The sequence below is a fragment of the Kluyvera sp. 1366 genome (assembly GCF_054823405.1).
On record NZ_JBTRDW010000002.1, the window covers coordinates 605,998 to 631,532 of the forward strand.

32 protein-coding genes are annotated in these 25,535 nt (G+C 54.4%); 21 read left to right on the plus strand and 11 right to left on the minus strand.

Features of this window, described 5'->3' with window-relative positions:
- Window positions 1–39 precede the first annotated feature (39 nt).
- Together ACVLVH_RS06360 and ACVLVH_RS06365 are read right to left on the minus strand one after the other, a co-directional pair.
- Window positions 40–369, minus strand: a complete 330-nt coding sequence (locus ACVLVH_RS06360) for a hypothetical protein (RefSeq protein ID WP_192233531.1) — start codon at window positions 367–369, stop codon at window positions 40–42.
- Window positions 350–739, minus strand: a complete 390-nt coding sequence (locus ACVLVH_RS06365) for a hypothetical protein (protein WP_007891426.1) — start codon at window positions 737–739, stop codon at window positions 350–352. The genes ACVLVH_RS06360 and ACVLVH_RS06365 overlap by 20 nt, the downstream gene beginning before the upstream one ends.
- A gap of 144 nt (window positions 740–883) precedes the next feature.
- Here ACVLVH_RS06365 and ACVLVH_RS06370 point away from each other — a divergent pair, with 144 nt between their 5' ends.
- Window positions 884–1,531 (plus strand): S24 family peptidase, encoded by a 648-nt coding sequence (locus ACVLVH_RS06370; RefSeq protein ID WP_110866416.1) that lies wholly within the window; start codon window positions 884–886, stop codon window positions 1,529–1,531.
- A 120-nt stretch (window positions 1,532–1,651) separates the two neighbouring features.
- The gene (locus ACVLVH_RS06375; protein ID WP_498948994.1) at window positions 1,652–2,863 is read left to right on the plus strand and encodes a diguanylate phosphodiesterase; all 1,212 of its coding nucleotides are present in this window, start codon (window positions 1,652–1,654) and stop codon (window positions 2,861–2,863) included.
- A 31-nt stretch (window positions 2,864–2,894) separates the two neighbouring features.
- Here ACVLVH_RS06375 and ACVLVH_RS06380 read toward each other — a convergent pair whose 3' ends face one another.
- Complete coding sequence (locus ACVLVH_RS06380; RefSeq protein ID WP_498948996.1) at window positions 2,895–3,602, minus strand: YnfC family lipoprotein; 708 nt, start codon at window positions 3,600–3,602, stop codon at window positions 2,895–2,897.
- Window positions 3,603–3,730: 128 nt separating this feature from the next.
- Window positions 3,731–4,042, minus strand: a complete 312-nt coding sequence (gene fliE, locus ACVLVH_RS06385; protein ID WP_008105389.1) for a flagellar hook-basal body complex protein FliE — start codon at window positions 4,040–4,042, stop codon at window positions 3,731–3,733.
- A gap of 258 nt (window positions 4,043–4,300) precedes the next feature.
- Between fliE and fliF the strand changes: the two genes are divergently transcribed.
- The 15 genes from fliF (at window position 4,301) to ACVLVH_RS06460 (ending at window position 18,168) form a co-directional block, all read left to right on the plus strand.
- Entirely contained in the window at window positions 4,301–6,031 is a 1,731-nt protein-coding gene (gene fliF, locus ACVLVH_RS06390) for a flagellar basal-body MS-ring/collar protein FliF (protein WP_101763956.1), read from the plus strand.
- Window positions 6,028–7,020 carry a flagellar motor switch protein FliG gene (gene fliG, locus ACVLVH_RS06395; RefSeq protein WP_101763955.1) on the plus strand — a complete coding sequence of 331 codons (993 nt, stop codon included), beginning with the start codon at window positions 6,028–6,030 and terminating at the stop codon, window positions 7,018–7,020. The genes fliF and fliG overlap by 4 nt, the downstream gene beginning before the upstream one ends.
- Window positions 7,013–7,714, plus strand: a complete 702-nt coding sequence (gene fliH / locus ACVLVH_RS06400) for a flagellar assembly protein FliH (protein WP_498948997.1) — start codon at window positions 7,013–7,015, stop codon at window positions 7,712–7,714. Before fliG ends, fliH begins: the two co-directional genes overlap by 8 nt.
- Window positions 7,714–9,078, plus strand: coding sequence for a flagellar protein export ATPase FliI (fliI, locus tag ACVLVH_RS06405; RefSeq protein WP_008105395.1), 1,365 nt, complete (start codon window positions 7,714–7,716; stop codon window positions 9,076–9,078). Before fliH ends, fliI begins: the two co-directional genes overlap by 1 nt.
- A 19-nt stretch (window positions 9,079–9,097) precedes the next feature.
- Window positions 9,098–9,541, plus strand: a complete 444-nt coding sequence (gene fliJ, locus ACVLVH_RS06410) for a flagellar export protein FliJ (RefSeq protein WP_064739112.1) — start codon at window positions 9,098–9,100, stop codon at window positions 9,539–9,541.
- The gene (locus ACVLVH_RS06415) at window positions 9,538–10,800 is read left to right on the plus strand and encodes a flagellar hook-length control protein FliK (protein WP_498948999.1); all 1,263 of its coding nucleotides are present in this window, start codon (window positions 9,538–9,540) and stop codon (window positions 10,798–10,800) included. The genes fliJ and ACVLVH_RS06415 overlap by 4 nt, the downstream gene beginning before the upstream one ends.
- A 129-nt stretch (window positions 10,801–10,929) precedes the next feature.
- Complete coding sequence (gene fliL, locus ACVLVH_RS06420) at window positions 10,930–11,415, plus strand: flagellar basal body-associated protein FliL (RefSeq protein WP_101763951.1); 486 nt, start codon at window positions 10,930–10,932, stop codon at window positions 11,413–11,415.
- Window positions 11,416–11,419: 4 nt separating this feature from the next.
- Entirely contained in the window at window positions 11,420–12,427 is a 1,008-nt protein-coding gene (gene fliM / locus ACVLVH_RS06425) for a flagellar motor switch protein FliM (protein WP_064739115.1), read from the plus strand.
- Window positions 12,420–12,830: a flagellar motor switch protein FliN gene (gene fliN / locus ACVLVH_RS06430; protein ID WP_498949002.1), complete on the plus strand. Its 411-nt coding sequence runs from the start codon at window positions 12,420–12,422 to the stop codon at window positions 12,828–12,830. Before fliM ends, fliN begins: the two co-directional genes overlap by 8 nt.
- Before the next feature lie 2 nt (window positions 12,831–12,832).
- A complete protein-coding gene (gene fliO, locus ACVLVH_RS06435; RefSeq protein WP_192411593.1) occupies window positions 12,833–13,228 on the plus strand; it encodes a flagellar biosynthetic protein FliO in 396 nt (131 codons plus the stop codon).
- The gene (gene fliP, locus ACVLVH_RS06440) at window positions 13,228–13,959 is read left to right on the plus strand and encodes a flagellar type III secretion system pore protein FliP (protein WP_061723562.1); all 732 of its coding nucleotides are present in this window, start codon (window positions 13,228–13,230) and stop codon (window positions 13,957–13,959) included. Before fliO ends, fliP begins: the two co-directional genes overlap by 1 nt.
- Window positions 13,960–13,999: 40 nt before the next feature.
- A complete protein-coding gene (fliQ, locus tag ACVLVH_RS06445; RefSeq protein WP_008105408.1) occupies window positions 14,000–14,269 on the plus strand; it encodes a flagellar biosynthesis protein FliQ in 270 nt (89 codons plus the stop codon).
- Window positions 14,269–15,057 (plus strand): flagellar biosynthetic protein FliR, encoded by a 789-nt coding sequence (gene fliR / locus ACVLVH_RS06450; RefSeq protein ID WP_280171821.1) that lies wholly within the window; start codon window positions 14,269–14,271, stop codon window positions 15,055–15,057. Before fliQ ends, fliR begins: the two co-directional genes overlap by 1 nt.
- A gap of 629 nt (window positions 15,058–15,686) precedes the next feature.
- Window positions 15,687–16,322 (plus strand): transcriptional regulator RcsA, encoded by a 636-nt coding sequence (rcsA, locus tag ACVLVH_RS06455; protein WP_008105413.1) that lies wholly within the window; start codon window positions 15,687–15,689, stop codon window positions 16,320–16,322.
- A 142-nt stretch (window positions 16,323–16,464) separates the two neighbouring features.
- The gene (locus tag ACVLVH_RS06460) at window positions 16,465–18,168 is read left to right on the plus strand and encodes a methyl-accepting chemotaxis protein (protein WP_498949003.1); all 1,704 of its coding nucleotides are present in this window, start codon (window positions 16,465–16,467) and stop codon (window positions 18,166–18,168) included.
- Between the two features lie 123 nt (window positions 18,169–18,291).
- Here ACVLVH_RS06460 and dsrB read toward each other — a convergent pair whose 3' ends face one another.
- Window positions 18,292–18,486 carry a protein DsrB gene (gene dsrB / locus ACVLVH_RS06465; RefSeq protein ID WP_101763947.1) on the minus strand — a complete coding sequence of 65 codons (195 nt, stop codon included), beginning with the start codon at window positions 18,484–18,486 and terminating at the stop codon, window positions 18,292–18,294.
- 68 nt (window positions 18,487–18,554) lie between these two features.
- Window positions 18,555–18,713 (minus strand): YqaE/Pmp3 family membrane protein, encoded by a 159-nt coding sequence (locus ACVLVH_RS06470; RefSeq protein WP_007891469.1) that lies wholly within the window; start codon window positions 18,711–18,713, stop codon window positions 18,555–18,557.
- Window positions 18,714–19,026: 313 nt separating this feature from the next.
- Here ACVLVH_RS06470 and yodD point away from each other — a divergent pair, with 313 nt between their 5' ends.
- The 3 genes from yodD (at window position 19,027) to ACVLVH_RS06485 (ending at window position 21,663) form a co-directional block, all read left to right on the plus strand.
- On the plus strand, window positions 19,027–19,260 hold the full coding sequence (gene yodD, locus ACVLVH_RS06475; protein ID WP_498949006.1) for a YodD family peroxide/acid resistance protein: 234 nt from the start codon (window positions 19,027–19,029) through the stop codon (window positions 19,258–19,260).
- Window positions 19,261–19,618: 358 nt separating this feature from the next.
- Window positions 19,619–20,416 (plus strand): mannosyl-3-phosphoglycerate phosphatase-related protein, encoded by a 798-nt coding sequence (locus tag ACVLVH_RS06480; protein WP_309836655.1) that lies wholly within the window; start codon window positions 19,619–19,621, stop codon window positions 20,414–20,416.
- Between the two features lie 26 nt (window positions 20,417–20,442).
- Window positions 20,443–21,663 (plus strand): glycosyltransferase family protein, encoded by a 1,221-nt coding sequence (locus tag ACVLVH_RS06485; RefSeq protein ID WP_101763945.1) that lies wholly within the window; start codon window positions 20,443–20,445, stop codon window positions 21,661–21,663.
- Between the two features lie 48 nt (window positions 21,664–21,711).
- Here the strand turns inward: ACVLVH_RS06485 and ACVLVH_RS06490 are convergent, their stop codons facing one another.
- From ACVLVH_RS06490 to ACVLVH_RS06510, 5 genes are all read right to left on the minus strand, one after another.
- Window positions 21,712–21,891, minus strand: coding sequence for a YodC family protein (locus ACVLVH_RS06490; protein ID WP_101763944.1), 180 nt, complete (start codon window positions 21,889–21,891; stop codon window positions 21,712–21,714).
- Between the two features lie 182 nt (window positions 21,892–22,073).
- Entirely contained in the window at window positions 22,074–22,208 is a 135-nt protein-coding gene (locus tag ACVLVH_RS06495) for a hypothetical protein (protein WP_255253243.1), read from the minus strand.
- Between the two features lie 44 nt (window positions 22,209–22,252).
- Window positions 22,253–23,155 (minus strand): DUF808 domain-containing protein, encoded by a 903-nt coding sequence (locus ACVLVH_RS06500; RefSeq protein WP_101763943.1) that lies wholly within the window; start codon window positions 23,153–23,155, stop codon window positions 22,253–22,255.
- 14 nt (window positions 23,156–23,169) lie between these two features.
- Window positions 23,170–23,442, minus strand: a complete 273-nt coding sequence (locus tag ACVLVH_RS06505; RefSeq protein ID WP_008105433.1) for a hypothetical protein — start codon at window positions 23,440–23,442, stop codon at window positions 23,170–23,172.
- 70 nt (window positions 23,443–23,512) lie between these two features.
- Window positions 23,513–23,989, minus strand: a complete 477-nt coding sequence (locus ACVLVH_RS06510; RefSeq protein ID WP_101763942.1) for a very short patch repair endonuclease — start codon at window positions 23,987–23,989, stop codon at window positions 23,513–23,515.
- A gap of 128 nt (window positions 23,990–24,117) precedes the next feature.
- On the opposite strand from ACVLVH_RS06510, the gene dcm reads away from it, so the two are divergent.
- Complete coding sequence (dcm, locus tag ACVLVH_RS06515; protein ID WP_222233626.1) at window positions 24,118–25,509, plus strand: DNA (cytosine-5-)-methyltransferase; 1,392 nt, start codon at window positions 24,118–24,120, stop codon at window positions 25,507–25,509.
- Window positions 25,510–25,535 lie beyond the last annotated feature (26 nt).

The window sequence follows — 25,535 nt, forward strand, 5'->3', positions numbered from 1 at the left end:
CGGGCTGCAATCCACGGGGTAATTCGCATGATGCCCTCCTTAACGCTTGGGTTGAGGTGGCGACTTATCTCCTTCTGCCGGTTTCCCTTTGTCAGCCGGATTGCTGACCGGGTGTTTCACGGTGCCATCGAGCTTGTTCTGCAGCGCCACCAGCTGGCTGGTAAGCTCCGCCACGCGCGCTTCACGTCGTTCCGATATGGTTCGATATTGCTGTCGAATCTCTTCAACACGCTGATTGGCGCTGTTACTGACGAACAGGAATAGCACCGTCATCGCCACGCACATCAACGACAACATCAGCAAAAAGCCGCCGAAGAACAGTTGGCGCCGATGGTTTTTCACTACGTACTCACTGTTTATCTGCATCATCACGACTCTCCTCCAGAGTGGTAATCAGTTGGTTAACCTGGCTGCGAAACTTATCGCTGTGCTCGGCTTCCGTGGTGGCCAGCAAAATGCTCAGGGCGTTTTTTATCAGCCGCAGATCGGTTTCCAGCGAAGAGATACGCCGCAGGTTTTTGTCATGTCGGATGCGCAATTCATCGTTTTCCTGGCGCATCAAGGCGTGACCTTCTTTGAGCAGCATCACCTGTTCTTTGTAACTGGTGATGATCTCCCCACCGGCACGATTGCTGGTGACGATAGCGGCGATACCCGCCATTAACGGTTTCCAGAACACAGCTGCTGCGCCGCCGCCGAGAAGCAACGCACCTACGCTGGTGACTAAACTACTTTCCATGCTTCACCTCTCACCCCTGGCAAGGGATGTGCCCCATAAGCACGCTGACCACCCTTGCCAGCTTCGCGGTCAACGCCTGAATTTAAGTTTACTTTAACTTATGAATTTAAGTATACTTAAGTCGTTCCTTCAGGAGATGTCAAGATGATGAAAAAAGAATCTTCCGGTGAGCGCATCCGGGCACGACGTAAAGCTCTACAGTTGACGCAGCAGGCGCTGGCCAAAAGTATTGGGGTGTCGCATGTGGCTGTATCGCAGTGGGAAAAAGAGGAAACCGTACCGCGTGGCGAGAATTTGCTGCGGCTCGCGCAGTGGCTGCAATGCACGGCGGCATGGATTATCGACGGGGATGGCGAAGTGTTTGCCACCCACGCCAAAGCCGCACCGGTTGCGGCGGTGCCATTGATTAGCCTGGCGCAAGCGTCAGCGTGGTTGAGCGAAGAACGGTTGTTGCTCAAACAGCAGGCTGCGCACTTTCTCTACAGCGAGAGTCAGTTGGGCGATGGCGCGCTGGCGGTCACGATAGACGATCAGGCGATGCAGCCCGATTACCGGCCCGGTGACAAAGTGATCTTTGATCCTGACGTTCAGCCGCAGCCGGGCGATGTGGTGCTGGCGCTGGTGGATGGCGTGGCACGAGTGCGGATTTATCGCCTGCAAACGCAACAGCAGGATGAGCAGATCTTCACATTGCGCGCGTTGAATGATGATTTTCCGCAGCTGCATTCGGCGGAATCGGCGCTAGAAATTATCGGCACGCTGATGGAGTTGCGACGTTACCGAAGCGGCTAGCCGCTTCGCTTAAGCTGTTATAATAAAAAAAGTTTAGCCTGATCGCGGTAAGCTATGGACAGACCCCGCGGTAAGGCTGCTAATCTAGTCGCAAAATAATAAATTATCCGGACAATCTCGATGCTCACCACAATTATTTACCGCAGCCATCTGCACGATCACGTGCCAATCAAAACGCTCGAAGATATGGTTGCTAAAGCCAATAGCAAAAACAAAAACTTCGACGTTACTGGCATCCTGCTGTTCGACGGCCTGCACTTCTTCCAGTTGCTGGAAGGACCGCGTGAGTCCGTTCAGGGCATATACAAGCGTATTTGTCAGGACGCACGCCACCATAATCTGGTGGAGTTAATGCACGACTTCGCGCCTGAACGCCGTTTTGGCAAAGTCGGCATGGAGCTGTTCGATCTGCGCGAGCATGACAAGGACACTGTGCTGCAAGCCGTGCTGGATAAAGGCACCTCGCGTTATCAGCTCACCTACAAAGATCGCGCGCTGCAGTTTTTGCGTACCTTCGTGGTGGCGCGCGACAAAGAGAACTACTTCGAGATCCCGCCAGCCAATACCTGGGAATTTGTTCCGGATATTGAATGGCAGAACGATCTGGAGGGTATCGATCAGAGCCTGCAGGATTGCCGCTTTGCTTTTCAACCCATCATCGATCCCTTCGCGCGCCGCGTCACTTCGTTTGAAGCGCTGATCCGCACGCCTAACGGTGGTTCACCCGATGAGTATTTCTCCGCGTTTGGCGGCGAAGCGATTTATCACGCGGATATCAAATCGAAACGTCTGGCCTTTCGCGTGGCGAGCAAACTGGGGATTAGCGAGCATCGTCTGTCGATCAATCTGCTGCCGATGTCACTGGTGACGGTGCCAAACGCGGTGGAATTCCTGCTTACTGAGATCAACGCCAGCGGGCTGGTGCCGCAACAGGTGATCGTCGAAGTGACCGAAAATGAGATCATTTCGCGCTCGGATGAATTCGCTGCCGAAGTGAGAAAGTTGAAAGCGGCGGGTATCAGCCTGGCGCTGGACGATTTTGGTGCCGGTTTTGCTGGCTTGTCGCTGTTATCAAAATTCCAGCCGGACAAAATCAAAATCGATCGCGAGCTGATCCGCGATGTGCATAAAAGCGGACCGAAGCAGGCGATCATGCACGCCATTATTAAGTGCTGCGCATCGCTGGAGATTGCGGTGATCGCCGAAGGTGTCGAGCAAGCTGAAGAGTGGATGTGGCTGGAAGCCGCAGGCATTAGCCAGTTCCAGGGTTTCCTGTTTGCTTATCCGCTGCTGAATGGATTCCCGGCTGTGGCGTGGCCGGAGATTAAATAGTGTTGGTCGCCATGCATGGCGACCCCACCAATCAGTAATACGTTACCTCAATATTGCCATACTGCTTATCAATCACGTTGCCTGCCGCGTCAACGCTAATAATGTCGCAATAATAGGGAACATCGTGTTTGTATTTGCAGACATTACTGACGGTTTTAATTTGGTCATTTCGCTTCACCGTGGTGACCACGTCAGAGATCTTTTTCTTATCTTCTGCTCGCACCGCGGTAGCACGCGACACTTCCGTTCCGGCCTGGGTAATACTCAATACCGCCATTTCACCGGCGCTATTATAAGCGAGGTAAAACGCGGCATCGGAGGCAGGCGATGAGATCTGCTCAACCAAACCCTGTTTGTTATAGGCAATATCCACGGTCATGGTCGGCGTGACTTTCTTGACCATGGCGCAGTTCTTATCCAGCGTCACCACCACGTCCTGACCGTTTTCACTGCCTTTTAATTGGTCGCCATCGCGCGTGACATCAATCACTTCGCCCTGTTTGCGCACCGATTTCACGTGCGTCGGACAGCCGTTGCGGTCGAAATCGACATTCACTTCGAAGATCTGCTGGCCGTCGGCGGTAAACAGCGTTTGATGGGTCGTTTTGACGTTGCCGGGCAGCGCTTCGAATTGATACAGATAGGCAAAGTTTTTCATTTGCGGGTAGTAAGTCGCGTCATCCTTGTCACATCCCGTGAGCAGGACAATAGCGATTAAAAACAACAGGGTTTTCTTCACGTGAGAATCCTCTTCTCAAAATAAGGCAGCGCGTTTGGCGGTGTACTCACTGTGATGCAGCAACCTTCCCGCCTGATATAACACCATTACCGCGCTGGACTATACCCGAAAGAAATACCCGAAAGAAACTAAACCTGCATACTCATAATATCGGTATACGCCGACACCAGTTTGTTACGCACCTGCACGCCCATCTGCATGGAAATAGAGGATTTTTGCAGATCGACCATCACATCATTTAACTGGATGCCCGGTTTACCCATTTCGAAATCCTGTGCCTGAGCGCGGGCCGTAGTCTGGGTTTCACTGATCTTGTCGAGTGCTGCTTTCATGGTGGCACTGAAATCGACCTGATTAGTGGACTCCGCTTGCTTACCGCTGGCCTGCAGAGACGTCATCTGCAGCTGCTGCAGCACACCCTCAATCGCCTGAATTGACATTGCCTGACCCCTAATGAAGAAGTGATTAAATTTTCACGATGAGAAAGTTAACACACTGTCAATAGGACAAAGGCGCTAAATGACCGCAAAAAACCCGGCTTATCCACCCATCGATGTCGCGGCTTTCAACAAATAATGCCTGCCATTAAGTGGAATTTAATTTTTCTCCTCTCCCGATTTTAGGGGAGAAGTCTTCAGGGAGTACGTTTTGTCACCACAACACCACACCCGATCAATAATGTCAGGCAGGAATCGGTCATGAATGCGAGTGCAGCCGCTACACAGGATACAGCTAAGAAAGGCTTCAATGACCTTCTCGCCCGCCTGCGCGCCAACCCGCGTATTCCCTTAATTATCGCTGCTGCTGCGGTTATCGCGGTGGTGTTTGCGTTGGTGCTGTGGGCAAAAGCGCCAGACTATCGCGTGCTTTATAACAACCTCTCCGATGAGGATGGTGGCGCGATCGTCACGCAGCTGACGCAAATGAACATCCCTTACCAGTTCGCCGATAACGGTGGAGCACTGATGGTGCCCGCCGATAAAGTGCATGAGCTGCGTCTGCGTCTGGCACAACAAGGCTTACCGAAAGGCGGCAACGTTGGCTTCGAACTGATGGACAAAGAGAAGTTCGGGATCAGCCAGTTCAGCGAGCAGATCAACTATCAACGTGCGCTGGAAGGTGAACTGTCGCGCACCATCGAAACGCTCGGTCCGGTGAAGAGCGTACGCGTGCATCTGGCAATGCCGAAACCGACCTTATTCGTGCGTGAGCAGAAAGCCCCTTCCGCCTCGGTGACGCTGAACCTGCAGCCAGGCCGCGCATTAGATGAAGGCCAGATTCAGGCCATTCAGCATATGGTTTCCAGCAGCGTGGCCGGTTTACCGCCGGGCAACGTTACCGTTGTCGATCAGGCCGGTCGTCTGTTGACCCGCTCTGACAGCGAAGGTCGCGACCTGAATGACGCGCAACTGAAATATGCGTCTGAAGTGGAAGCGCGCTTCCAGCAGCGTATCGAAGCGATCCTCAATCCGATTGTCGGTCAGGGCAATGTGCATGCGCAGGTGACGGCGCAGATCAACTTCGACCGCAGCGAGCAGACCGACGAGAAATACCAGCCGAACGCCAATCCTAACAACAGCGCGGTGCGTTCACGCCAGACCAGCAACTCCGAACAGAATGGCAGCCCGTATCCAGGCGGCGTGCCGGGTGCATTGTCGAATCAGCCTGCGCCAGCCAATACCGCGCCGGTGACCAATCCGCCAACGAATAACAACAATAATGCCAACGGCCAAAACGCCAACGCGCAAACCGCCAATGCGCAGAATAACGGCAGCACCACCAGTACCGCACAGCCTTCTGGTCCGAGCAGCTCAACGCGCAACGACACGGTGAACTACGAGCTGGACCGCACCATTCGTCATACCAAGCTGAACGTCGGCGATGTGCAGCGCCTGTCGGTTGCCGTAGTGGTGAACTACCGCGACGACGGAAAAGGCAAAGCGGTGGCGCTTAACGAGCAGCAGATCAAGCAGATTGAAGATTTAACCCGTGAAGCGATGGGCTATTCACAAACCCGTGGCGACAGCGTCAACGTGGTGAACTCTCAGTTCAACATGACCGAGCCAAGCGGTGGCGACCTGCCATTCTGGCAGCAGCAATCGTTCTTCGATCAGTTGATGACTGCCGGTCGCTGGCTGCTGGTGGCGTTGGTTGGCTTCATCCTCTATCGCAAGCTGGTACGTCCACAGCTGGTGCGTAAGAAAGAGCAGGAGAAGGCAGCGGCTGAAGCGCTGGCGGCACGCTCTGCGGCCATGGAAGAAGAAGAAGCCTTTAACGTTCAGCTCAGCAAAGACGAGCTGGATCAGGAGCGTAAATCTACTAACCGCATGAGCGCCGAGGTGATGAGCCAGCGTATCCGCGACATGTCTGAAAACGATCCGCGCGTCGTCGCGCTGGTTATCCGCGAATGGATGAGTAAAGAACTATGAGTCTGACCGGTACAGAAAAAAGCGCCATTCTGATGATGACCATCGGCGAAGAGCGCGCGGCGGAGGTGTTCAAACACCTTAACCAGCGTGAAGTTCAGCACCTGAGTGGTGCCATGGCCAACATGCGCCAGGTTTCACACAAACAGCTGACCGAAGTGCTGCGCGAGTTCGAAGCCGATGCCGAACAGTTTGCGGCGCTGAGCCTCAACTCCAACGATTATCTGCGTTCGGTGCTGATCAAAGCGTTGGGCGAGGAGCGAGCGTCAAGTCTGCTGGAAGATATTCTCGAGAAAAACGAGACCACCAGCGGCATGGAAACGCTCAACTTCATGGAGCCACAGGCGGCGGCCGACCTTATTCGCGACGAGCATCCGCAGATTATCGCCACCATCCTTGTCCACCTCAAACGTGGCCAGGCGGCGGATATTCTGGCGCTGTTCGACGAGCGTCTGCGTCACGATGTGATGCTGCGTATCGCCACCTTCGGCGGTGTCCAGCCGGCGGCGCTGGCGGAGTTGACCGAAGTACTGAATGGCCTGCTCGACGGCACCAACCTCAAGCGCGCGAAGATGGGCGGCGTGAGAACCGCAGCAGAAATTATCAACCTGATGAAAACCCAGCAGGAAGAAGCGGTTATCGAAGCAGTACGCGACTTCGATGGCGAGCTGGCACAGAAGATCATCGACGAGATGTTCCTGTTCGAAAACCTGGTGGAAGTGGACGACCGCAGCATCCAGCGTCTGTTGCAGGAAGTGGAATCCGAACAGTTGCTGGTGGCATTGAAGGGTGCCGAACAGCCGCTGCGCGAGAAGTTCCTCAAGAACATGTCCGCCCGTGCGGCCGATATCCTGCGCGACGATCTGGCCAACCGGGGTCCGGTACGTATGTCGGCGGTGGAGAACGAGCAGAAGGCCATTCTTCTGGTGGTGCGCCGCTTAGCAGAATCCGGCGAGATGGTGATTGGTGGTGGCGAGGAAACCTATGTCTGATGCCTTTTCCGCCCGCGCGTGGCAGCGCTGGCAGCCTGATGATTTAGGCAGCCCGTTCGGTGCCGAACCGGAGCCTCAGTTAGAGGAGCCGGAGAACGATGTCGAACTGAGCGCCGAAGCGGAACAGCAGCAACAGCTGGAACGCATGCAGCAGCAGATGCGCAAAGATGCGCAGACGCAAGGCTACAGCGAAGGCTATCAGAAAGGTTTCGCCGAAGCGCAACAGAACGGTTATGACGCCGGTTTCCAGCAAGGCTTAGCCGATGCGCAGCAGCAGCAAGCGCCGCTGCAGGCACGCATGCAGCAGCTGGTGACCGAGTTCCATCACACGCTCGAAGCGCTCGACAGCGTGATCGCTTCACGTCTGATGCAGCTGGCGCTGGAAGCCGCGCGCACGGTGATTGGCCAGGCCACGCAGGTGGACGGCACCGCCCTGCTGCGTCAAATCCAGCAGCTGATTCAGCAGGAACCGATGTTCAGCGGCAAACCGCAGCTGCGCGTCCATCCGGACGATCTGCAACGCATCGAGCAGACGCTGGGTCCAACGCTCGATCTGCACGGCTGGCGCTTGCTGGCCGACAGCACGCTGCATCCTGGCGGCTGTAAGCTTAGCGCCGAAGATGGCGACCTTGATGCGAGCGTGGCAACACGCTGGCAGGAGCTGTGCCGCCTGGCCGCTCCGGGGACACTGTAATGACCTCCTCACGCCTTTCACGCTGGCTCGGCGCGCTCGACGCCTTCGAAGAACGCATTTCGCAGGTACAAACCGTGCGTCGTTACGGGCGCCTGACGCGCGCCACCGGCTTAGTGCTGGAAGCCACCGGCCTGCAGCTGCCGCTCGGTGCTACCTGCATTATTGAACGTACCGATGGCAGCAAGATCACTGAAGTTGAAAGTGAAGTGGTCGGCTTCAACGGGCAGAAACTGCTGATGATGCCGCTGGAAGAAGTCGACGGTATTTTACCGGGCGCACGCGTTTATGCGCGCGTCAGTGGCGACAGCGGGCACAGCGGCAAACAGATGTTGCTGGGCCCGGAACTGCTGGGTCGCGTGCTGGACGGCAGCGGCAAACCCCTCGACGGTTTACCCGCGCCGGAAACCGGCTATCGCGCCCCGCTGATCACCGCGCCATTCAACCCGCTGCAACGTACGCCGATTGAAGATGTGCTGGATACCGGCGTGCGCGCCATCAATGCCCTGCTCACCGTGGGTCGCGGTCAACGTATGGGCCTGTTCGCCGGTTCCGGCGTCGGTAAAAGCGTGCTGCTCGGCATGATGGCGCGCTACACCAAAGCCGACGTGATCGTGGTGGGGTTGATTGGTGAACGTGGCCGTGAAGTTAAAGAGTTCATTGAAAATATTCTCGGTGCCGAAGGCCGTGCGCGTTCGGTGGTGATCGCCGCGCCGGCGGACGTCTCGCCGCTGCTGCGTATGCAGGGTGCCGCCTATGCCACGCGTATCGCTGAAGATTTCCGCGATCGCGGCCAGCATGTGCTGCTGATTATGGATTCCCTCACCCGCTACGCCATGGCGCAACGTGAAATCGCATTGGCCATAGGTGAGCCGCCGGCGACCAAAGGTTATCCGCCTTCGGTGTTCGCCAAACTGCCCGCGCTGGTGGAACGCGCCGGTAACGGTACGCACGGCGGCGGTTCAATCACCGCCTTTTATACCGTGCTGACCGAAGGCGACGATCAGCAAGACCCGATTGCCGACTCGGCGCGTGCCATTCTCGACGGCCACATCGTGCTGTCGCGCCGTCTGGCGGAAGCCGGTCACTATCCGGCGATTGATATCGAAGCGTCAATCAGCCGCGCCATGACCTCATTAATTGATGAGACGCACTACGCGCGCGTGCGTCAGTTTAAACAGTTGCTCTCCAGCTTCCAGCGTAACCGCGATCTGGTGAGTGTGGGTGCGTATGCCGCAGGCAGCGATCCGATGCTGGACCGCGCCATCAAGCTCTATCCGGAGATGGAAGCCTTCCTGCATCAGGGCATTTTCGAACGCAGCGACTACGACGATGCCTGTTTGCATCTGCAGGCGATGTTCGGTTAACGCCAAACGAGGTTAAGTGATGAAAACGGCCAGTGCGATCAACAAGCTGCGCGATATGGCGGAGCAGGAACTGGAGAGTGCGGTGATTCACCTTGGCGATATGCGCCGGGGTGTGCAGCAGGCCGACGAACAACTCAGCATGCTGCTGGATTATCAGGATGAGTATCGCAACAAGCTCAATCAGGATATGTCCGGCGGCATCGCCAGCACGCGCTGGACCAATTATCACCAGTTTATTCAGACGCTGGAAAAAGCCATCGAACAGCATCGCCAACAGCTTTCCCAGTGGAATCAACGCCTCGACAGCGCGCTGAGCAACTGGCGTGAAAAGCATAAGCGGCTCAATGCTTATCAAACGCTGATTACGCGCGCTGAGGAAAACGCATTACGACAAGAAAACCGTCTCGATCAGAAACGGATGGATGAATTTGCCCAACGGGCCGCATTGAGGAAAGGCGAATGATTACGCTGCCAACAGTTGCTACGCAAACCTCGGTTTTGGGAGACGCTGACACTTCAGTTTCATCAGATGTTTTGCAGGGCGCGGAGTCGCTGCCGCAGGGATTTATTACTGAACTCGGCAACCGCTTGCTGACGCTGGTAAAGCAACAAGCTGTTAACACGCAATCGACTGATCTGACAGCAGAAGTTGATGAAAAAGACGTCAGTAAGGCTTCGCTAAGCGCGTTATTACAGGCGCTGGAGAAACCCGATGCGTTAAACGCACTTTTACAGCCGGAAAACACTAAAGCCACGCTGAAATCAGCCGATGATAAAGACAAGAGTGAGGCAAGTTCGTTAACTGCCAGCGACTTACAGAATGTGCAGGCGTTATTCGCCATGTTGCCGGTGGCGGTAGAGAACCGCACCAGCCCAACCAGCGTAAGTAGCAGCGCAGGCGAAGGGAAAACCGACACTCGCGCTTCGCTTAATACCGCACTGTTAAGGGGTTCCCTGGACGGTGCAGTAAAAGAAGAGCACGCGCAGCAGGATGGCGCACAGAAGAAATCCAGCGATGCTGTAACGCTCTTAACGCAAACGGCCAGCAGCACGCAGAGCAGCAGCGTCAGCACCACCGCCAGTAACAGCAGCGGGTTGACGCTGGATGAGAGTTTTAAGCAGGTGCTGAATGCGCTGAGTAAGCCGGAAGCGCGCAGCGCCGCGCAGAGCAGTGATGACCCGGTGACACCATTCACCAGCGCACCGCTCAGCGCCACCAGCTCGCTGGTAAGCAGCACCGCTTCGACAAGCACCACGCCGTCGACGCCCATGCTGAATGCGCAGCTCGGCAGCAGCGAGTGGCAGCAGGCGCTGAGTCAGCAGATTGTGATGTTTAGCCGCAACGGGCAGCAGAACGCCGAGTTGCGTCTACATCCGCAGGATCTGGGCGCTATCCAGATCAGCCTGACCCTTGATAAGGATCAGGCACAGTTAAATATGGTTTCCAGCCACAGCCAAGTGAGGGCCGCGCTGGAAGCGGCTCTTCCTCAGCTGCGTAGCGCGCTGGCGGAGAGCGGAATAAACCTGGGACAGAGTAACGTCAGCAGCGACGCCTTCGCACAGGGCCAGAGTTATCAGGGCCAGCAGGAAGGACGTCGTGACGGACAGCACGGCAGCTTTACCCTCTCCCAGGACAGTGACAACGAGATAACGCCTATTGCCGTCCCGGCAGCCCTTCAAGCGCGCGCGGCCGGTAACGGCGCTGTCGATATCTTTGCCTGATAGCCGCTAAACGCTGAAGGTAAGCGTAAAACCCGCGTCTTTTCTTCCCATTGTTTGACTTAAGACGCGGGATAATCTGTCCAGGTAAGCCGAGAGGCTTGCCCATAATTCACAGGAAGTAACTGCAAGATGTCTGATAACGCGAAAGCTAAAGGCCGCAAACGTTCACTACTACTACCGGTGTTACTGATTGTAACGCTGGCCGCTTGCAGCGTGGCAGGCTATGCAGTCTGGCGAATGATGAATAAACACGAAGGCAGCCAACCGGACGCGGCGAAAGTCGAGCCACCGGCTGCTCCCGTATTTTTTGCAATGGATACGTTTACAGTAAACCTGGTCAATCCTGACAACGATCCCGACCGTGTGCTGTACGTGGGGTTCACCCTGCGTCTGCCCGATGAGGATACCCGTCGTCGGTTGAACGATTACCTGCCGGAAGTGCGCAGCCGTCTGCTGTTACTGCTTTCGCGTCAAAGCGCGACGGCTCTGGCTACAGAGCAAGGCAAACAGGCCCTGGTTGAGCAGATCAAACAGGTGCTGGCGCCGCCGCTGGTAAAAGGCCAACCGGCTCAGGTTGTCAATGACGTGCTGTTTACCGCCTTCATTTTGAGGTGATTTAATGGGCGATAGCATTCTCTCCCAGGCTGAGATTGACGCGCTGCTTAATGGCGACAGTGACAGTGCGGAAGTAGAGAACAGTTCCAAAGGGACCGATGGCGATATCCGTCCCTATGATCCCAATACTCAGCGCCGCGTCGTACGTGAGCGTCTGCAGGCGCTGGAGATCATTAACGAGCGCTTTGCCCGTCATTTCCGTATGGCGCTGTTTAACCTGCTGCGCCGTAGCCCCGATATTAGTGTGGGTGCGATCAAGATTCAGCCGTACCACGAGTTCGCCCGCAACCTGCCGGTGCCAACCAACCTGAACCTGATTCACCTGAAGCCGCTGCGCGGCACGGCGCTGGTGGTGTTTTCACCGAGCCTGGTTTTTATTGCTGTCGATAACCTGTTTGGCGGCGACGGTCGTTTCCCGACCAAAGTTGAAGGACGTGAATTTACCCATACCGAACAGCGCGTGATTCGCCGCATGTTGAAATTGGCGCTGGATGGCTACAGCGACGCGTGGAAAGCGATTTATCCGCTGGAAGTGGAGTATGTGCGTTCCGAGATGCAGGTGAAGTTCACCAACATCACCACTTCACCGAATGACATCGTGGTGAACACGCCGTTCCAGGTAGAGATTGGAAACCTGGTCGGTGAATTCAATATCTGTATTCCGTTTTCGATGATTGAGCCGCTGCGCGAGCTGCTGGTCAATCCCCCACTGGAAAACTCACGCCGGGAAGATAATCACTGGCGCGACAATCTGGTGAAACAGGTGCAGCACTCGGAGCTGGAGCTGATTGCCCATTTCGCCGAAACATCGCTGCGCCTGTCACGTATTTTGCAGCTGAAACCCGGTGACGTCCTGCCCATTGAGAAGCCGGACCGCATCATCGCTCACGTCGATAGCGTGCCGGTGCTGACCAGCCAATACGGCACCATCAATGGCCAGTACGCGCTGCGTGTAGAACATTTGATTAACCCGATTTTGAATTCGCTGAACGAGGAACAGCCCGATGAGTGACAACAAGAAACCGTCCGACGACGACATCTCCGCGGACGATCTGTGGGCTGCAGCTATGAACGAACAAACCACCACCAGCGCGCCAGATCCAACTGAAAATGTGTTCAAGTCGCTGGAAAATCCTGGCATCAGCGGCTCGCTGCAGGATATCGATCTGATCATGGATATCCCGGTCAAACTGACCGTGGAACTGGGTCGCACCAAAATGACCATTAAAGAGCTGCTGCGCTTGACGCAGGGTTCGGTGGTGGCGCTGGATGGCCTGGCCGGGGAACCGCTGGATATTCTGATCAACGGTTATCTGATCGCGCAGGGTGAAGTGGTGGTGGTGAACGACAAATATGGCGTGCGCATCACCGACATCATTACCCCGTCTGAACGTATGCGTCGTCTGAGCCGTTAAGCATGTTAAAACACACGCAAGCCGAACAACCGGTACCCAGCCAGCCGGTGGTCTCAACCGGTTCGGTGATTGGCCAGGTCAGCAGCGTGCTGGCAGTAATTGTTCTGCTGATTCTCGGCTGCGGCTGGCTGGCCAAACGCCTTGGCTTTGCACCGAAAACGGTGACCGGCCAGGCGCTGAAAGTCAGCGCGACGGTGCAGGTTGGCCAGCGTGAGCGTGTGGTCATTGTCGATACCGCCGATGCGCGTCTGGTGTTGGGCGTGACCGCCCAGCAGATCACCCATCTGCATTCGTTACCGCCGCTGCCGCCGGAAGAACGGGCAAATCAAAGCGCTGCGCCACAGGATTTTCGTCAGCTGTTCCAGAACCTGGTTAAACGTCCCGGAAAACCACAATGATGCGTCGATTACTTCCTCTCTTGCCGCTGCTGTTGCTGGCACCGGTTGCGCATGCGCAGCTGCCAGGCTTAATCAGCCAGCCGCTGGCGAACGGTGGCCAGAGCTGGTCGCTGCCGGTACAGACGCTGGTGTTCATCACCTCGCTGACCTTTATTCCGGCGGTGCTGCTGATGATGACCAGCTTCACGCGCATCATTATTGTGTTTGGTTTGCTGCGTAACGCCCTCGGCACGCCGTCGGCGCCGCCAAACCAGGTGCTGCTCGGCCTGGCGCTGTTTCTGACCTTCTTTATCATGGCGCCGACCTTCGACAAGATTTACTCCGACGCCTATCTGCCGTTCAGCCAGGACAAAATCAGTATGGCGGACGCGATTGACAAAGGTGCTCAGCCGCTGCGTGAATTTATGCTGCGTCAAACGCGCGAAGCCGATTTAGCGCTGTTTGCCCGTCTGGCCAACACCGCACCGATTCAGGGTCCGGAAGCGGTTCCGATGCGTATTCTGCTGCCGGCGTATGTCACCAGTGAACTGAAAACCGCCTTCCAGATTGGTTTCACCGTGTTCATTCCGTTCCTGATCATCGATCTGGTGGTCGCCAGCGTACTGATGGCGCTGGGGATGATGATGGTGCCGCCGGCGACCATTTCCCTGCCGTTCAAGCTGATGCTGTTCGTGCTGGTGGATGGCTGGCAGCTGCTGGTGGGTTCACTGGCGCAAAGTTTCTACTCTTGAGTGGCGTTCGCCCTCACCTTTCTTTCTCGAGGAGTGCAGCATGACACCTGAATCAGTGATGGTTATGGGCCAGGAAGCAATGCGTGTAGCCCTGCTGATGGCCGCGCCGATGTTGCTGGTGGCGTTGATCAGCGGGTTGATCATCAGCGTGCTGCAAGCCGCGACCCAGATTAACGAACAAACGCTCTCCTTTATCCCCAAGATTCTGGCCGTCGCCGCTACGGCGGTAATCGCTGGTCCGTGGATGCTTAATCTGATGCTGGATTACATTCGCACGCTGTTTAGCAATCTGCCGTACATTATTGGCTAATGATTAACCTCGACAGCAGCCAGCTGATCCATTGGGTCGCACAATTCTTCTGGCCGATGGTGCGTATGCTGGCGCTGTTCGCCAGCGCGCCGGTGCTGAGCGAAAAATCGATTCCCAAACGCGTCAAGATTGGCCTCGCGGTATTGACCACCTGGATCATCCTGCCGGTGCTACCGCCGGTGGAGGCGACCCTGTTTACACCCGCGGGATTTTGGTTGCTACTGCAACAGCTGCTGATTGGCGTGAGCATCGGCCTGACCATGCAGTTCGCCTTTGCGGCGGTGCGCATGGCGGGGGAAGTGATTGGTTTGCAGATGGGATTGTCCTTCGCCACCTTCTTCGATCCGGGCAGCCGCCTGAACATGCCGGTGCTGGCTCGTTTTCTCGATATGCTGGCCATGCTGCTGTTTCTTACCTTCAACGGACATCTGTGGCTGATTTCACTGCTGGTGGACAGTTTTCATACGTTGCCAATCAGCGATCAGCCGCTCAACGCCAATGCTTTTATGGCGTTGGTGAAATCCGCGGGATTAATTTTCCTTAATGGCATGATGTTAGCGCTGCCCTTAATAGTTCTGCTCCTCACGCTAAACATGGCACTAGGTTTGTTAAACCGTGTTTCACCACAACTCTCTATTTTCGCGGTTGGCTTCCCGATTACCTTAACGGTGGGCATCCTCAGCGTAGGGTTGATGATGCCGCTGCTTGCTCCCTTCTGCGAACATCTGTTTAGCGAAGTCTTTGATTTACTCGCCCAGTTTGTGTCAGAACTTTCCCGCGCCCGTTGATTAACTATTCTGTAGACGCCCTTAAGTAATAGTTAAGCATTCAAAATCTGTTAGTGCATTTTCTGAACCATATTTCTCAGAAATCAACTGAGGAAATTCTGATAAGTGCGCATTTTTGGTGAAAATTATTCTTATTAAACCGCGCTTCGCGTATTTTAGTCAGACGATTCCTAAGGGGTTAAACCTGTTGAATCGGTTGATTAAATGCTCAAAGGGCTGTTTTTAAACAAAAAAAATTTCACAGCGATTTTTCTTGTCTAAATCCCTTTTTTCCGGCATTGTCAACGCTCGCTGAAGCGTCATACTTTCGCCACACAAATGTTTTTAAGATTTGTCCTATCAGATTTGTCTGTGATCTGCGCGATAGTGACAGGGCTCTCAAAACAGAGCGAATAAAACACTTAATGCAAATCCTTAGCCATTCCCACTATGGCTGAGATGAGAGTGACGTGGATGTACTATAAAAAAAACTTCGCAGCACGGTTCAGGGAAGAGTCATGATGGCGCATGGACAACTATCGCCAATCTGCTGAGCAGAATAAAAAAGTGTCTTTGGAAATTTCTCTCGTACCGCAAACGCGTATTCATCGTTGATTTAAACGGATAACAAATTGGTGAGGGTCGCTATAATGCCAACGATTATTATGGATTCATGTAATTACACACGCCTGGGTTTGTCTGACTATATGTCTGCGAAAGGAGTTAAAAAGAAAAATATTACTCCTGTCTCGGATATCGACCAATTGCAACAAAGATGTGAGCAAATTAAGCCGGGCGTTGTGTTTATCAACGAAGAGTGCTTTATTCACGAATCTGATTCCAGCGATCGTATTCGTGCTATTATCATGCAGCATCCTGATACCTTATTCTTTATTTTCATGGCGATCTCGAATATCCATTTTGAGGAATACCTCTACGTTCGTAAGAACCTGATTATTACATCAAAATCGATAAAAACTTCGACGTTGGATTCGTTGTTAGGCACCTATTTGCAAAAGAAACTCAACGCTTCGCCGCGTATTTCTGCCGGGCTCGACGTGCATCCACTGACATTAAGTCAGACTGAATCAAATATGCTGAAAATGTGGATGTCAGGTCATGACACCATTCAGATATCTGAGAACATGCAAATTAAAGCCAAAACCGTATCGTCACATAAAGGTAATATTAAACGTAAAATTAAAACCCATAATAAGCAGGTTATTTATCATGTCGTCCGTTTGACTGATAATGTCACCTCAGGGATTTATGTTAACGTGCGATAATTACCTATAGTGAATAAAAGGGCTGATCATCTGATTGGCCCTTTTCACGTTTTGAGAGTTTGATCCCACTTTCCTGCCTAATCCTTTCTCCCTGCCTGCCGATGCTTATTCTCATAACACCTACCTACATGAGAGCAAGGATATGAAAACAGCATCGATTGATGAGCAATATAAGCTCAGCATCTGGCAGAACCTGCGCCTGATGCCTTTGTTCAGTATGATCTTTGGTGGCATTCTGCTGCTTTTTGCCCTGTGCATTGGACTCGCCAGCTACTTTTTGATTCAGAGTAATAATTCCCTGAACGATGCCACCGAAGAAATTCAAATTCGTATGGGCATCTCTAACAGTTCTAACCATCTGCGTACTGCGCGACTCAATGTGCTGCAATCCGGTGCCGCCGCGCGTATTGGTGAAATGGATGGTTATCGTGCCGATTTAGCGCGCACCGAGACGCGTATTAAACAAGCGCGCGAAGGTTTTAAACTCTATATGGATCGCAAGGCGAAAACGCCGGCGGATATTGCACTCGATGAACCGCTGACCGCCAGCTTCAATGCTTATATTGATAAAGGTCTCAAGCCGATGATTGAATCGGCTAAACAGGGCAGCTTCGAAGGCATTGTGGCGCAGGAAACTGACGTCACGCGCAAACTGGATGATGCCTACAACGCCGTGCTGCTGAAGGCGATTAAAATCCGTACTGACCGCGCTGAAGCGATTAATGCCGAAGCCGCGCATCAATCACGCATTGGCTTTATTGCTATGGCGGTGGCGTTTGTTGCCGCCTTGCTGCTGGTGCTGCTGACCTTCGTGTTCCTGCGTCGCGTGGTGATCACCCCGCTACGTCAGTCCGTCGATCGCATCGAGCGTATCGCGCAAGGCGATCTCACCGTGCCGGAACAAGCCTATGGCCGCAGCGAGATTGGTAGCTTGCTGCATAACCTGCAGCTAATGCAGGCCTCGCTGGTGCGTACCGTTGGTACGGTGCGAGAAGGCGCGGTAGCGATTTATCAGGGTTCCAGCGAGATTTCCGCCGGTAACACCGATCTCTCATCACGTACTGAAGAGCAGGCCTCCGCGCTGGAGCAAACCGCCGCCAGCATGGAGCAGCTCACCGCCACGGTGAAACAGAACGCCGAGAACGCCCATCACGCCAGCCAGCTGGCCGCCGATGCCTCAGGCAAAGCGCGCAGCGGTGGCGATCTGGTGAGCGGCGTGGTGCAAACCATGAACAATATTTCTGGCAGCTCGAAAAAGATTGCCGAGATCACCAACGTCATCAACAGCATCGCCTTCCAGACCAATATTCTGGCGCTGAATGCTGCGGTGGAAGCGGCGCGTGCCGGTGAGCAAGGCCGTGGTTTTGCCGTGGTGGCCAGCGAAGTGCGTAACCTGGCGCAACGCAGTGCGCAGGCGGCGAAAGAGATTGAAACGCTGATTGCTGAATCGGTAGGGTTGATCACCAACGGTTCACGCCAGGTCGGTGAAGCCGGTAATACCATGAGCGAGATTGTTGAAGCGGTGCGGCGCGTGACGGACATTATGGCGGAGATTGCCGCCGCGTCGGATGAGCAGAGCCGTGGCATCCAGCAGGTGAGCCTGGCGGTGACCGAGATGGATAACGTGACGCAGCAGAACGCCTCGCTGGTTGAGGAAGCCTCTTCGGCAGCGGCTTCGCTGGAAGATCAGGCCGGCAGATTGACGCAAGCGGTGGCGGTGTTCCGTTTGAATGACGCGCCGGTGGCGCACGTGGCTAAAGCGGCGCAGTCTGCGTTGCGTACGCCAAATCTGGCGCCACGTCCTGCATTGGCGACGTCAGGGAATGATAACTGGGAAACGTTTTGATTTGAGGTAGTGCGCGTTGTCCCTCACCCGGCCCTCTCCCACATATTGGCAAAGGAGTGGATGGTGCGCCGATCTTTCCCCTCTCCCGCTTGCGGGAGAGGGGAAAGGTGAGGGAAAAATCAATCAAGCCTCTTCATACGGCTCCACAAAAACCCCTTCAGCATGATCGCTTTCATTAAAGAACCAAATCCCCAGCGGGTAATCTTCTAACGCCACCAGATACATGATGCCTTCATTGAATGCTTCCACTGCCAGCACCGTACCCACACGGCGCGGGCCGCCGTCGGTTTTAACCGTAACGCGATCGTTAACCTTCATTGATTACTCTCCACAAATTGTCCTGCGACACAGTTTAACGGAAGATAATCAACACTGCCTGATCGCGATCAGCGTCGGGCGATAACCCACACCGCATGCACGATGCCTGGAATGTAGCCGCACAACGTCAGCAGAATATTGAGCCAGAAAGCCCCACCAAAACCGACTTGCAAGAATACGCCCAGTGGCGGAACCAAGATGGCGATGACAATACGTAAAAAGTCCATATTCACTCCCTGATATCACTTAACAATCAATCGCTAAGCATAGTCGCTGTTACGCACTGTGCACTTAAAGGCAGGTAAAACTCTGTCAAGATGCGCTTTTTCGCTTTCTTAACGTTTCGCAGAGAGACTTTTGACGCAGCCTGCTCGTACACTTCTCGGTACTGCACCAACCCCAAAGGCGCAGTCAACCTAAAAGTAACAAGGATTTTTGCCCGCGCAGCGCGGGCTTTTTTTTGCCTGCCATTTGCCCTCCGCGCCCTCTTTTCACCAACGACTATACTGGTGTAGATCCGATTGCCTCCGGGAGGCCGCCATGACCACTGCAAAAGAGTACAGCGAGACAGTTCAGCGCGAAGTGAATGTCGATGTTGATGCGTTGCTGGAAGCGATTCAGAAGAGAACGTCGGGCGAGGTAAAAGAGTTTATGGAAGCCGAAGACGCGCATCGCGTTACGGTAAATGGCGCAGCCTATGACTCTTACTCCGAGCTAGCGGAAGCCTTCGAACTCGACATTCGCGACTTCGCCAGCAGCGAAGTGAACCGCTGAAATCGATTTCAAAAAAATACCCGGCGGGATGGCCGGGTAAAGTAAATCAGTAAGTTCGTTACACCAGGGAATTCTTAACACCCTGTCAGATTACGCCTTAGTCTGATTAAGACAAGACTCATCCCTGCATGTAAATCGAACAATTTTGTATAAGCATTCATGTGAATCGTCCTACGCGCCGCGTCACTGCTGGTTTCAGCTGTGCACGAAATGTGCATCGCGCCTTCCGTCACGTTTGCCATTTAAGAATTATCCTGGATGTCGCTGGCCGGGTCGCGGGAAAAAGTGTGATCGCGATTCCGCTATTATACTGATTACTCTTCGCTTTACGGATGCCACTGGCGTAAGGAGTGTGATGATGCTGAGTCTTAACTCTTCCCTGATGATCATTACCGATCTTGATGGCTCATTGCTGGATCATCATGACTATAACTGGGATGCGGCCAGTGAATGGCTGGCGCGTCTGCAACAACATCAGATTCCGCTGGTGATTTGTTCCAGCAAAACGGCGGCCGAGATTATTCCGCTACAAAAGAAGTTAGGCATTGTCGGTGCGCCCTTTATTGCTGAAAACGGTGCGCGCGTGGTGTTGGGCGGTGAACACACGCCGCCGATCGAAACCAGCGCCAGCTATCATGCGCTGTGCCAGACGCTGCAGGCGTTGCAGGCACGATTTCGCTTCAACGGCTTTCATGAATTTAGTGATGCCGAAGTCGCACGTTTTACCGGTTTAACCCTTACCGAAGCCAGCCAAAGCCGCCTGCGCGAAGCGTCGGAAGTGGTGTTGTGGCGCGATGACGAACAGCGTTTACCGGAATTCCGCGCGGCGCTGGCAGAACACAATCTGGCGTTAACCCAGGGCGGGCGTTTCTGGCATGTGATGCCCGCCGGCACCGGCAAAGGTATCGCGCTGGCGGACATTCAGCAGCATCTCGCCGCGCAGGAAGGAGAAGCGCGCACCACAATCGGCTTGGGCGATGGTCCTAACGATGTGCCGATGCTGGAGCGCGTTGATTATGCCGTGGTGATAAAAGGCTTCAGTAAAACGCCGGTGGAGTTGCAACGCACCGATACTGAGAACGTTTACCACACCGCGCACGTCGGTCCGCAGGGCTGGCGTGAAGGTCTGGACTATTTTCTTGCGCCGAATGAGTAACGGCCTTTAACCAAAAGGATGAGACGATGAGTGATTTTTACCAGAATGGTGTCATTACTAATTTCCATAATCTCACCCACCGCAGCGTCGAATCGCTGGAAAAAGAGATGGTGCGCTTCTCACGCAAACGCAAAATGGGGCTGATATTGCCGTCGCTGTTCTCGGAACTGGAAGGCCCGGCGCTGGATAATATCGTTAACGAACTGGCGAAGGTACCTTACCTGGAGGAGATTGTGATTGGCCTCGACCGCGCCGATCGCGACCAGTTTCTGTTTGCGCGTGAGTTCTTCTCCCGCCTGCCGCAGCGCCATCGCATTTTATGGAATGACGGGCCGCGCCTGAAAGCGTTGGATGCCGAACTGGATAAAGAGGGTTTATCGCCGAGCCAACCCGGCAAAGGGCGCAATGTGTGGTTCTGTACTGGCTACACGCTGGCTTCCGACCGCACTCAGTGCGTGGCGCTGCACGACTGCGATATCGTCACCTATGAACGCGGCATGCTGGCGCGTTTACTCTATCCGCTGGCCAATCCGTCGTTTCAGTATGAGTTCTGCAAAGGTTTTTATGCGCGCGTCGCCGACGGCAAGCTGAATGGCCGCGTCGGTCGTTTGCTGGTCGGTCCGCTGCTGCGCTCCTTGCAGAAAGTCTACGGTCACTCGGAATATCTTGATTACCTCACCAGCTTCCGCTATCCGCTCTCTGGCGAGTTTGCCATGCGCACGCATGTGCTCAACGGCATCAAGATTCCCGGCGATTGGGGATTAGAGATTGGCGTGCTGTCGGAGATTTATCGTAACTACACCACGCGTCAGACCTGCCAGGTTGAGATCGCCGATAACTACGACCACAAGCATCAGCCGCTGGCCGAAGATGATGGTACCGGCGGATTGAAACGCATGAGCAATGACATTGTGCAGTCGCTGCTGCGTAAGCTGGCCACCATGGGCGTGCCGCTCACCAGCGATTCGTTCCGGGTGTTGAAAGCCACTTACTACCGTAATGCGCTGGACATGATGGAGATCTACAACCACGAAGCCACCATGAACGGCCTCAAGTTTGATCAGCACATTGAGGAAGCGGCGGTAGAGATGTTCACTCAGGCGATTCTCGATGCCGGACAAGCCTTTATTGAGCGTCCGAATGAGAAACCCTTTATTCCCAGCTGGAGTCGCGTGCAATCGGCTTTCCCGGATATTCTGCAGCGGATTTATCAGGCGGTGGAAGAGGATAACGACGGTAAGGTGTAATGCAGGGTTGAACCACATTCGGGACGACAGGCATCGTCCCGAATGTGTTTAACTGGCCAGCTGTTGCGCGCTCGATACGTGACTGAGTTCATCACTGCGAAACGCCTCACGTCGCACGCTGTAACCATCATACCAACGACACTCTACCATTCCGCTGGCATAGCCGGTGACCACCATGGTGGGTCCGCCCTGTTTGTGCTGAACTTCGTCACTGATTGCAAAGATCATACCGCACCTCCCTCTTTCATCGTTAAATGACCGAATTTAGGTATAGCAGCTGTGACCGATTTTTTCCTATACGATTAATCTATTACTGCTACTAAATCAGAATAAGCAGTTAAAAACTCTGTAAATAAAAAAAGCCGACAAAATTTATTGTCGGCTTTGATAGCACGTCCTGGACAGGAAAATTAGATTTTGCAGCCTTCGCAATCCGCTTCGTCGCTGATATCCGCAGGCACTTCGTTGGCTTTTTCTGCCGCTTTGGCTTCAGCCTGTTCCAGCTGTGCATCGATATCAAATTCAAACATATCGTCGTTCATCATCGTTCTCCTGACCGTGATTAAAAATTTACAGCGCTTTATAACTGCTAGCCGCGCAGCTTAGCAATCAGATTTACGCCCAACAGCACGATCGACCCAATGATAAAGCCGATCACCAAATTGGCGCCGTTGCTCAGCAGTGCCGAGACCAAACCGTTGAATCCGGCGCTGTATTCCGTAATGGCGTGATGCAGCGGCGTGATGCCGTGCACCACAATGCCGCCACCAACCAAAAACATCGCCAGCGTGCCGACTAACGTTAAGGCTTTCATCAACCAGGGGGCAAAGGCCAGCAATACGCCGCCAATGGCCTGCGCGACCGTGGAAGATTTCTCTTTTAACCAAAAGCCCAAATCGTCAATTTTAACAATCATCGCCACGATGCCGTACACGCCAATGGTCACCAGAATGGCGACACCGGCGAGAATCAGCACCTGATTCAGCAGCGGCGCCTCTGAGACGATGCCCAGCGTGATGGCGACAATCTCCGCCGAGAGGATAAAGTCAGTGCGCACTGCGCCTTTTACTTTGTCCTTTTCAAACGCCCGCGGATCCTGCTGCGCCAGTTTGTCGAGACGCTGCTGACGCGCCTCCGGACTCTGCTCAGCCTTATCGTGATTGAGGCTATGCAGCACTTTCTCCACGCCTTCGTAGCAGAGATAGGCACCGCCAATCATCAGCAGCGGCGTAATCAGCCAGGGCGCAAACGCCGAGATCAATAACGCCAGCGGCACCAGAATGAATTTATTAAGAAAGGAGCCTTTTGCAACGCTCCATACAACGGGCAATTCACGGTTGGCTTTGACACCGCTAACCTGCTGCGCATTCAGCGACAGATCGTCACCCAAAACGCCTGCGGTCTTCTTTGCCGCAACTTTGCCCATGACCGAGATATCGTCGAGCAGTGTTGCAATATCATCCAGAAGGGTGAGTAAACTGGTTCCTGCCAAAGTGGTATTCCTTATTATTCAGGTTCGTGATCCTGACAACAGGGGCAACGCTCAATCGCCGTCACTGACATATCGGCGATGCCCGCACAGTCCCATTCGACGCGTAACGGCCCCGTCAGATCCCCGGCGTGCAAATACTTGCTCACCGGACTTTCCGTCATGCCGCTGATCTCTTCGGTGGCTACCAGCCGGTCGCCAAGATAAATGCGCGCCGTGGCTTGGGTTGTCACCATCCGCTCATCGCGGAGTTGATACAGGCGCTTAACGGTAAGTTTGATGCTGCTCATGGCTCAATTCCGCGTCCCAGAGAAAAGGGAGATCTAAACTGTTATAGCGGCTAAAAGCAACAATCTCGCACTATTCAACGCGATAGTGATGCAAGCCCTGATGGTCGATTTCGCTGCTGTCGGTTGCGGCCAGCAGCCACTCTTCTAAACGTTCAATCAGCGCGCTGTCCTGCAGCTGCAGTTTGCCGCGCAGCGCGCACTCCCAAACAATCAGTACTTTCCAACCTCCTTCGCGCAGTTGTTCGACGTAACGTCGGTCGCGCTCAACGTTACTGTTAATTTTGCCACTCCAGAATTCGGTGCGCGTGGCCGGCATTTTGAATAAATAACAGTGATGACGATGCCAGAAGCAGCCATGAACAAAGATGATCGCTTTCTCGGCGGGCAGGACAAAATCCGGGCGGCCCGGTAGCGCTTTATCCTGTACGCGATAGGTGAAGCCGCGATCTTTGAGAATCAACGCAATACGCTGTTCAATCGCGGTATCCTGATTGCGAATCGCGCGCATGTTTTTGCTGCGAATGGCTTGCGAGTGAACGTCTGCCATGGCGTCTCCTTGTATTAGCGCTTCTACAACTTTAGCGGTTTAAGCCAAAAGCGAAAGCACACCGCACGCCAATTTCCTCGTTGCGTGATGAGTGTTAGCATAGCCGCTTCACTGTTAAGGAAAAACGCATGCTCGCTATCGACCCCGTCTCGCCCTCCCCGTTAACCGCCGATCAGGATGACGCGACGTCGCTGTTACTGCAGGTGCTCGATATCTATGCCGCACGCGATGTGGTTATCACCTTAACTGAAGCCGGTGGCCGCGACTGGAGCGTGCCGCGTTTGAATCGCATCCGCGCCGGTAAAAGTGCCGCGCCGGCGCTCTCCAGCCGCGAAGTGGCCAGCCTGCAGGCCTTGCTGCCGCAGCGTCCGGCGCACTATGACGACGCCAAATTCCAGTTTGTCGATCTGTTTGCCGGTATCGGCGGCATTCGCCGTGGCTTCGAGCAGATTGGCGGTCAATGCGTGTTCACCAGCGAATGGAATAAAGAAGCGGTGCGCACCTATAAAGCCAATCTGTATAGCGATCCACAGTTGCACCACTTCAACAGTGATATTCGTCTGGTAACGCAGCCCGCGGGCATCAGCGATGAGCAGGCAATTTATCAGCATATCGATCGCACCATTCCCGATCATCAGGTGCTGCTGGCCGGTTTTCCTTGCCAGCCCTTCTCGCTGGCGGGCGTGAGCAAAAAGAATGCGTTGGGTCGCGCGCACGGTTTTGAGTGCGAAGCGCAAGGCACGCTGTTCTTCGATGTGGCGCGCATTCTCGCCGCCAAGAAGCCGCCGTTCTTCGTGCTGGAGAACGTGAAAAACCTCAAGAGTCACGATAAAGGCCGCACCTTCGCCATCATCATGGCCACGCTGGATGAACTCGGTTATGACGTGGCCGATGCCAATGACGGTGGTTTGCCGGATGCGAAAATTATCGATGCGCGCCATTTCCTGCCGCAGCATCGTGAGCGCATCGTGCTGGTGGGCATTCGCCGTGATAGCGGGCTCAGTAACGGTTTTTCGTTGCGCGCCCTGCCCGCGCTCTATCCGCAAAAGGTGCCGTCGTTACACAGCCTGCTGGAACCCGAGCCAGAAGCAAAATATACGCTGTCGCCAACGCTGTGGAACTATCTGTATCAATACGCGAAAAAGCATAAAGCCAAAGGTAACGGCTTCGGCTTTGGCCTTAACGATCCGCGTAATCTGAACATTTGCGTGCGTACTTTATCGGCGCGCTACTACAAAGATGGTTCGGAAATCCTCATCGATCGCGGCTGGGACCACGCGCAAGGCGAAGCGGATTTCCAGCAGGCGGAGAATATGGCGCGCCGTCCGCGTCGTTTAACCCCGCGAGAATGTGCCCGCCTGATGGGTTTTGAAGCGCCGGGCGAGGCCAAACTGCGCATTCCGGTTTCCGATACGCAGGCCTACAAACAGTTCGGCAACTCGGTGGTGGTGCCGGTATTTGCTGCGGTGGCGCAACTGTTATTGCCGCTGATTGAACAGTACGCCGCGCAAAAGGCGTAGCGATTCAGGACCACAATTTTATTTAG

Excerpts from the sequence above, each read along its gene's own strand:
- ACVLVH_RS06370 (WP_110866416.1), top strand. The coding sequence starts at position 884 with ATGATGAAAAAAGAATCTTCCGGTGAGCGCATCCGGGCACGACGTAAA.
- fliL (WP_101763951.1), top strand. The coding sequence starts at position 10,930 with ATGTCTGATAACGCGAAAGCTAAAGGCCGCAAACGTTCACTACTACTA.
- ACVLVH_RS06480 (WP_309836655.1), top strand. The coding sequence starts at position 19,619 with ATGCTGAGTCTTAACTCTTCCCTGATGATCATTACCGATCTTGATGGC.
- dcm (WP_222233626.1), top strand. The coding sequence starts at position 24,118 with ATGCTCGCTATCGACCCCGTCTCGCCCTCCCCGTTAACCGCCGATCAG.
- ACVLVH_RS06375 (WP_498948994.1), top strand. The coding sequence starts at position 1,652 with ATGCTCACCACAATTATTTACCGCAGCCATCTGCACGATCACGTGCCA.
- ACVLVH_RS06495 (WP_255253243.1), bottom strand. The coding sequence starts at position 22,208 with ATGATGAACGACGATATGTTTGAATTTGATATCGATGCACAGCTGGAA.
- fliJ (WP_064739112.1), top strand. The coding sequence starts at position 9,098 with ATGAAAACGGCCAGTGCGATCAACAAGCTGCGCGATATGGCGGAGCAG.
- ACVLVH_RS06415 (WP_498948999.1), top strand. The coding sequence starts at position 9,538 with ATGATTACGCTGCCAACAGTTGCTACGCAAACCTCGGTTTTGGGAGAC.
- fliO (WP_192411593.1), top strand. The coding sequence starts at position 12,833 with ATGTTAAAACACACGCAAGCCGAACAACCGGTACCCAGCCAGCCGGTG.
- fliR (WP_280171821.1), top strand. The coding sequence starts at position 14,269 with ATGATTAACCTCGACAGCAGCCAGCTGATCCATTGGGTCGCACAATTC.
- dsrB (WP_101763947.1), bottom strand. The coding sequence starts at position 18,486 with ATGAAGGTTAACGATCGCGTTACGGTTAAAACCGACGGCGGCCCGCGC.
- fliM (WP_064739115.1), top strand. The coding sequence starts at position 11,420 with ATGGGCGATAGCATTCTCTCCCAGGCTGAGATTGACGCGCTGCTTAAT.
- fliI (WP_008105395.1), top strand. The coding sequence starts at position 7,714 with ATGACCTCCTCACGCCTTTCACGCTGGCTCGGCGCGCTCGACGCCTTC.
- fliQ (WP_008105408.1), top strand. The coding sequence starts at position 14,000 with ATGACACCTGAATCAGTGATGGTTATGGGCCAGGAAGCAATGCGTGTA.
- ACVLVH_RS06365 (WP_007891426.1), bottom strand. The coding sequence starts at position 739 with ATGGAAAGTAGTTTAGTCACCAGCGTAGGTGCGTTGCTTCTCGGCGGC.
- fliP (WP_061723562.1), top strand. The coding sequence starts at position 13,228 with ATGCGTCGATTACTTCCTCTCTTGCCGCTGCTGTTGCTGGCACCGGTT.
- ACVLVH_RS06485 (WP_101763945.1), top strand. The coding sequence starts at position 20,443 with ATGAGTGATTTTTACCAGAATGGTGTCATTACTAATTTCCATAATCTC.
- ACVLVH_RS06510 (WP_101763942.1), bottom strand. The coding sequence starts at position 23,989 with ATGGCAGACGTTCACTCGCAAGCCATTCGCAGCAAAAACATGCGCGCG.
- fliG (WP_101763955.1), top strand. The coding sequence starts at position 6,028 with ATGAGTCTGACCGGTACAGAAAAAAGCGCCATTCTGATGATGACCATC.
- fliN (WP_498949002.1), top strand. The coding sequence starts at position 12,420 with ATGAGTGACAACAAGAAACCGTCCGACGACGACATCTCCGCGGACGAT.
- fliE (WP_008105389.1), bottom strand. The coding sequence starts at position 4,042 with ATGTCAATTCAGGCGATTGAGGGTGTGCTGCAGCAGCTGCAGATGACG.
- ACVLVH_RS06360 (WP_192233531.1), bottom strand. The coding sequence starts at position 369 with ATGATGCAGATAAACAGTGAGTACGTAGTGAAAAACCATCGGCGCCAA.
- ACVLVH_RS06460 (WP_498949003.1), top strand. The coding sequence starts at position 16,465 with ATGAAAACAGCATCGATTGATGAGCAATATAAGCTCAGCATCTGGCAG.
- fliH (WP_498948997.1), top strand. The coding sequence starts at position 7,013 with ATGTCTGATGCCTTTTCCGCCCGCGCGTGGCAGCGCTGGCAGCCTGAT.
- rcsA (WP_008105413.1), top strand. The coding sequence starts at position 15,687 with ATGCCAACGATTATTATGGATTCATGTAATTACACACGCCTGGGTTTG.
- yodD (WP_498949006.1), top strand. The coding sequence starts at position 19,027 with ATGACCACTGCAAAAGAGTACAGCGAGACAGTTCAGCGCGAAGTGAAT.
- ACVLVH_RS06490 (WP_101763944.1), bottom strand. The coding sequence starts at position 21,891 with ATGATCTTTGCAATCAGTGACGAAGTTCAGCACAAACAGGGCGGACCC.
- ACVLVH_RS06505 (WP_008105433.1), bottom strand. The coding sequence starts at position 23,442 with ATGAGCAGCATCAAACTTACCGTTAAGCGCCTGTATCAACTCCGCGAT.
- ACVLVH_RS06470 (WP_007891469.1), bottom strand. The coding sequence starts at position 18,713 with ATGGACTTTTTACGTATTGTCATCGCCATCTTGGTTCCGCCACTGGGC.
- fliF (WP_101763956.1), top strand. The coding sequence starts at position 4,301 with ATGAATGCGAGTGCAGCCGCTACACAGGATACAGCTAAGAAAGGCTTC.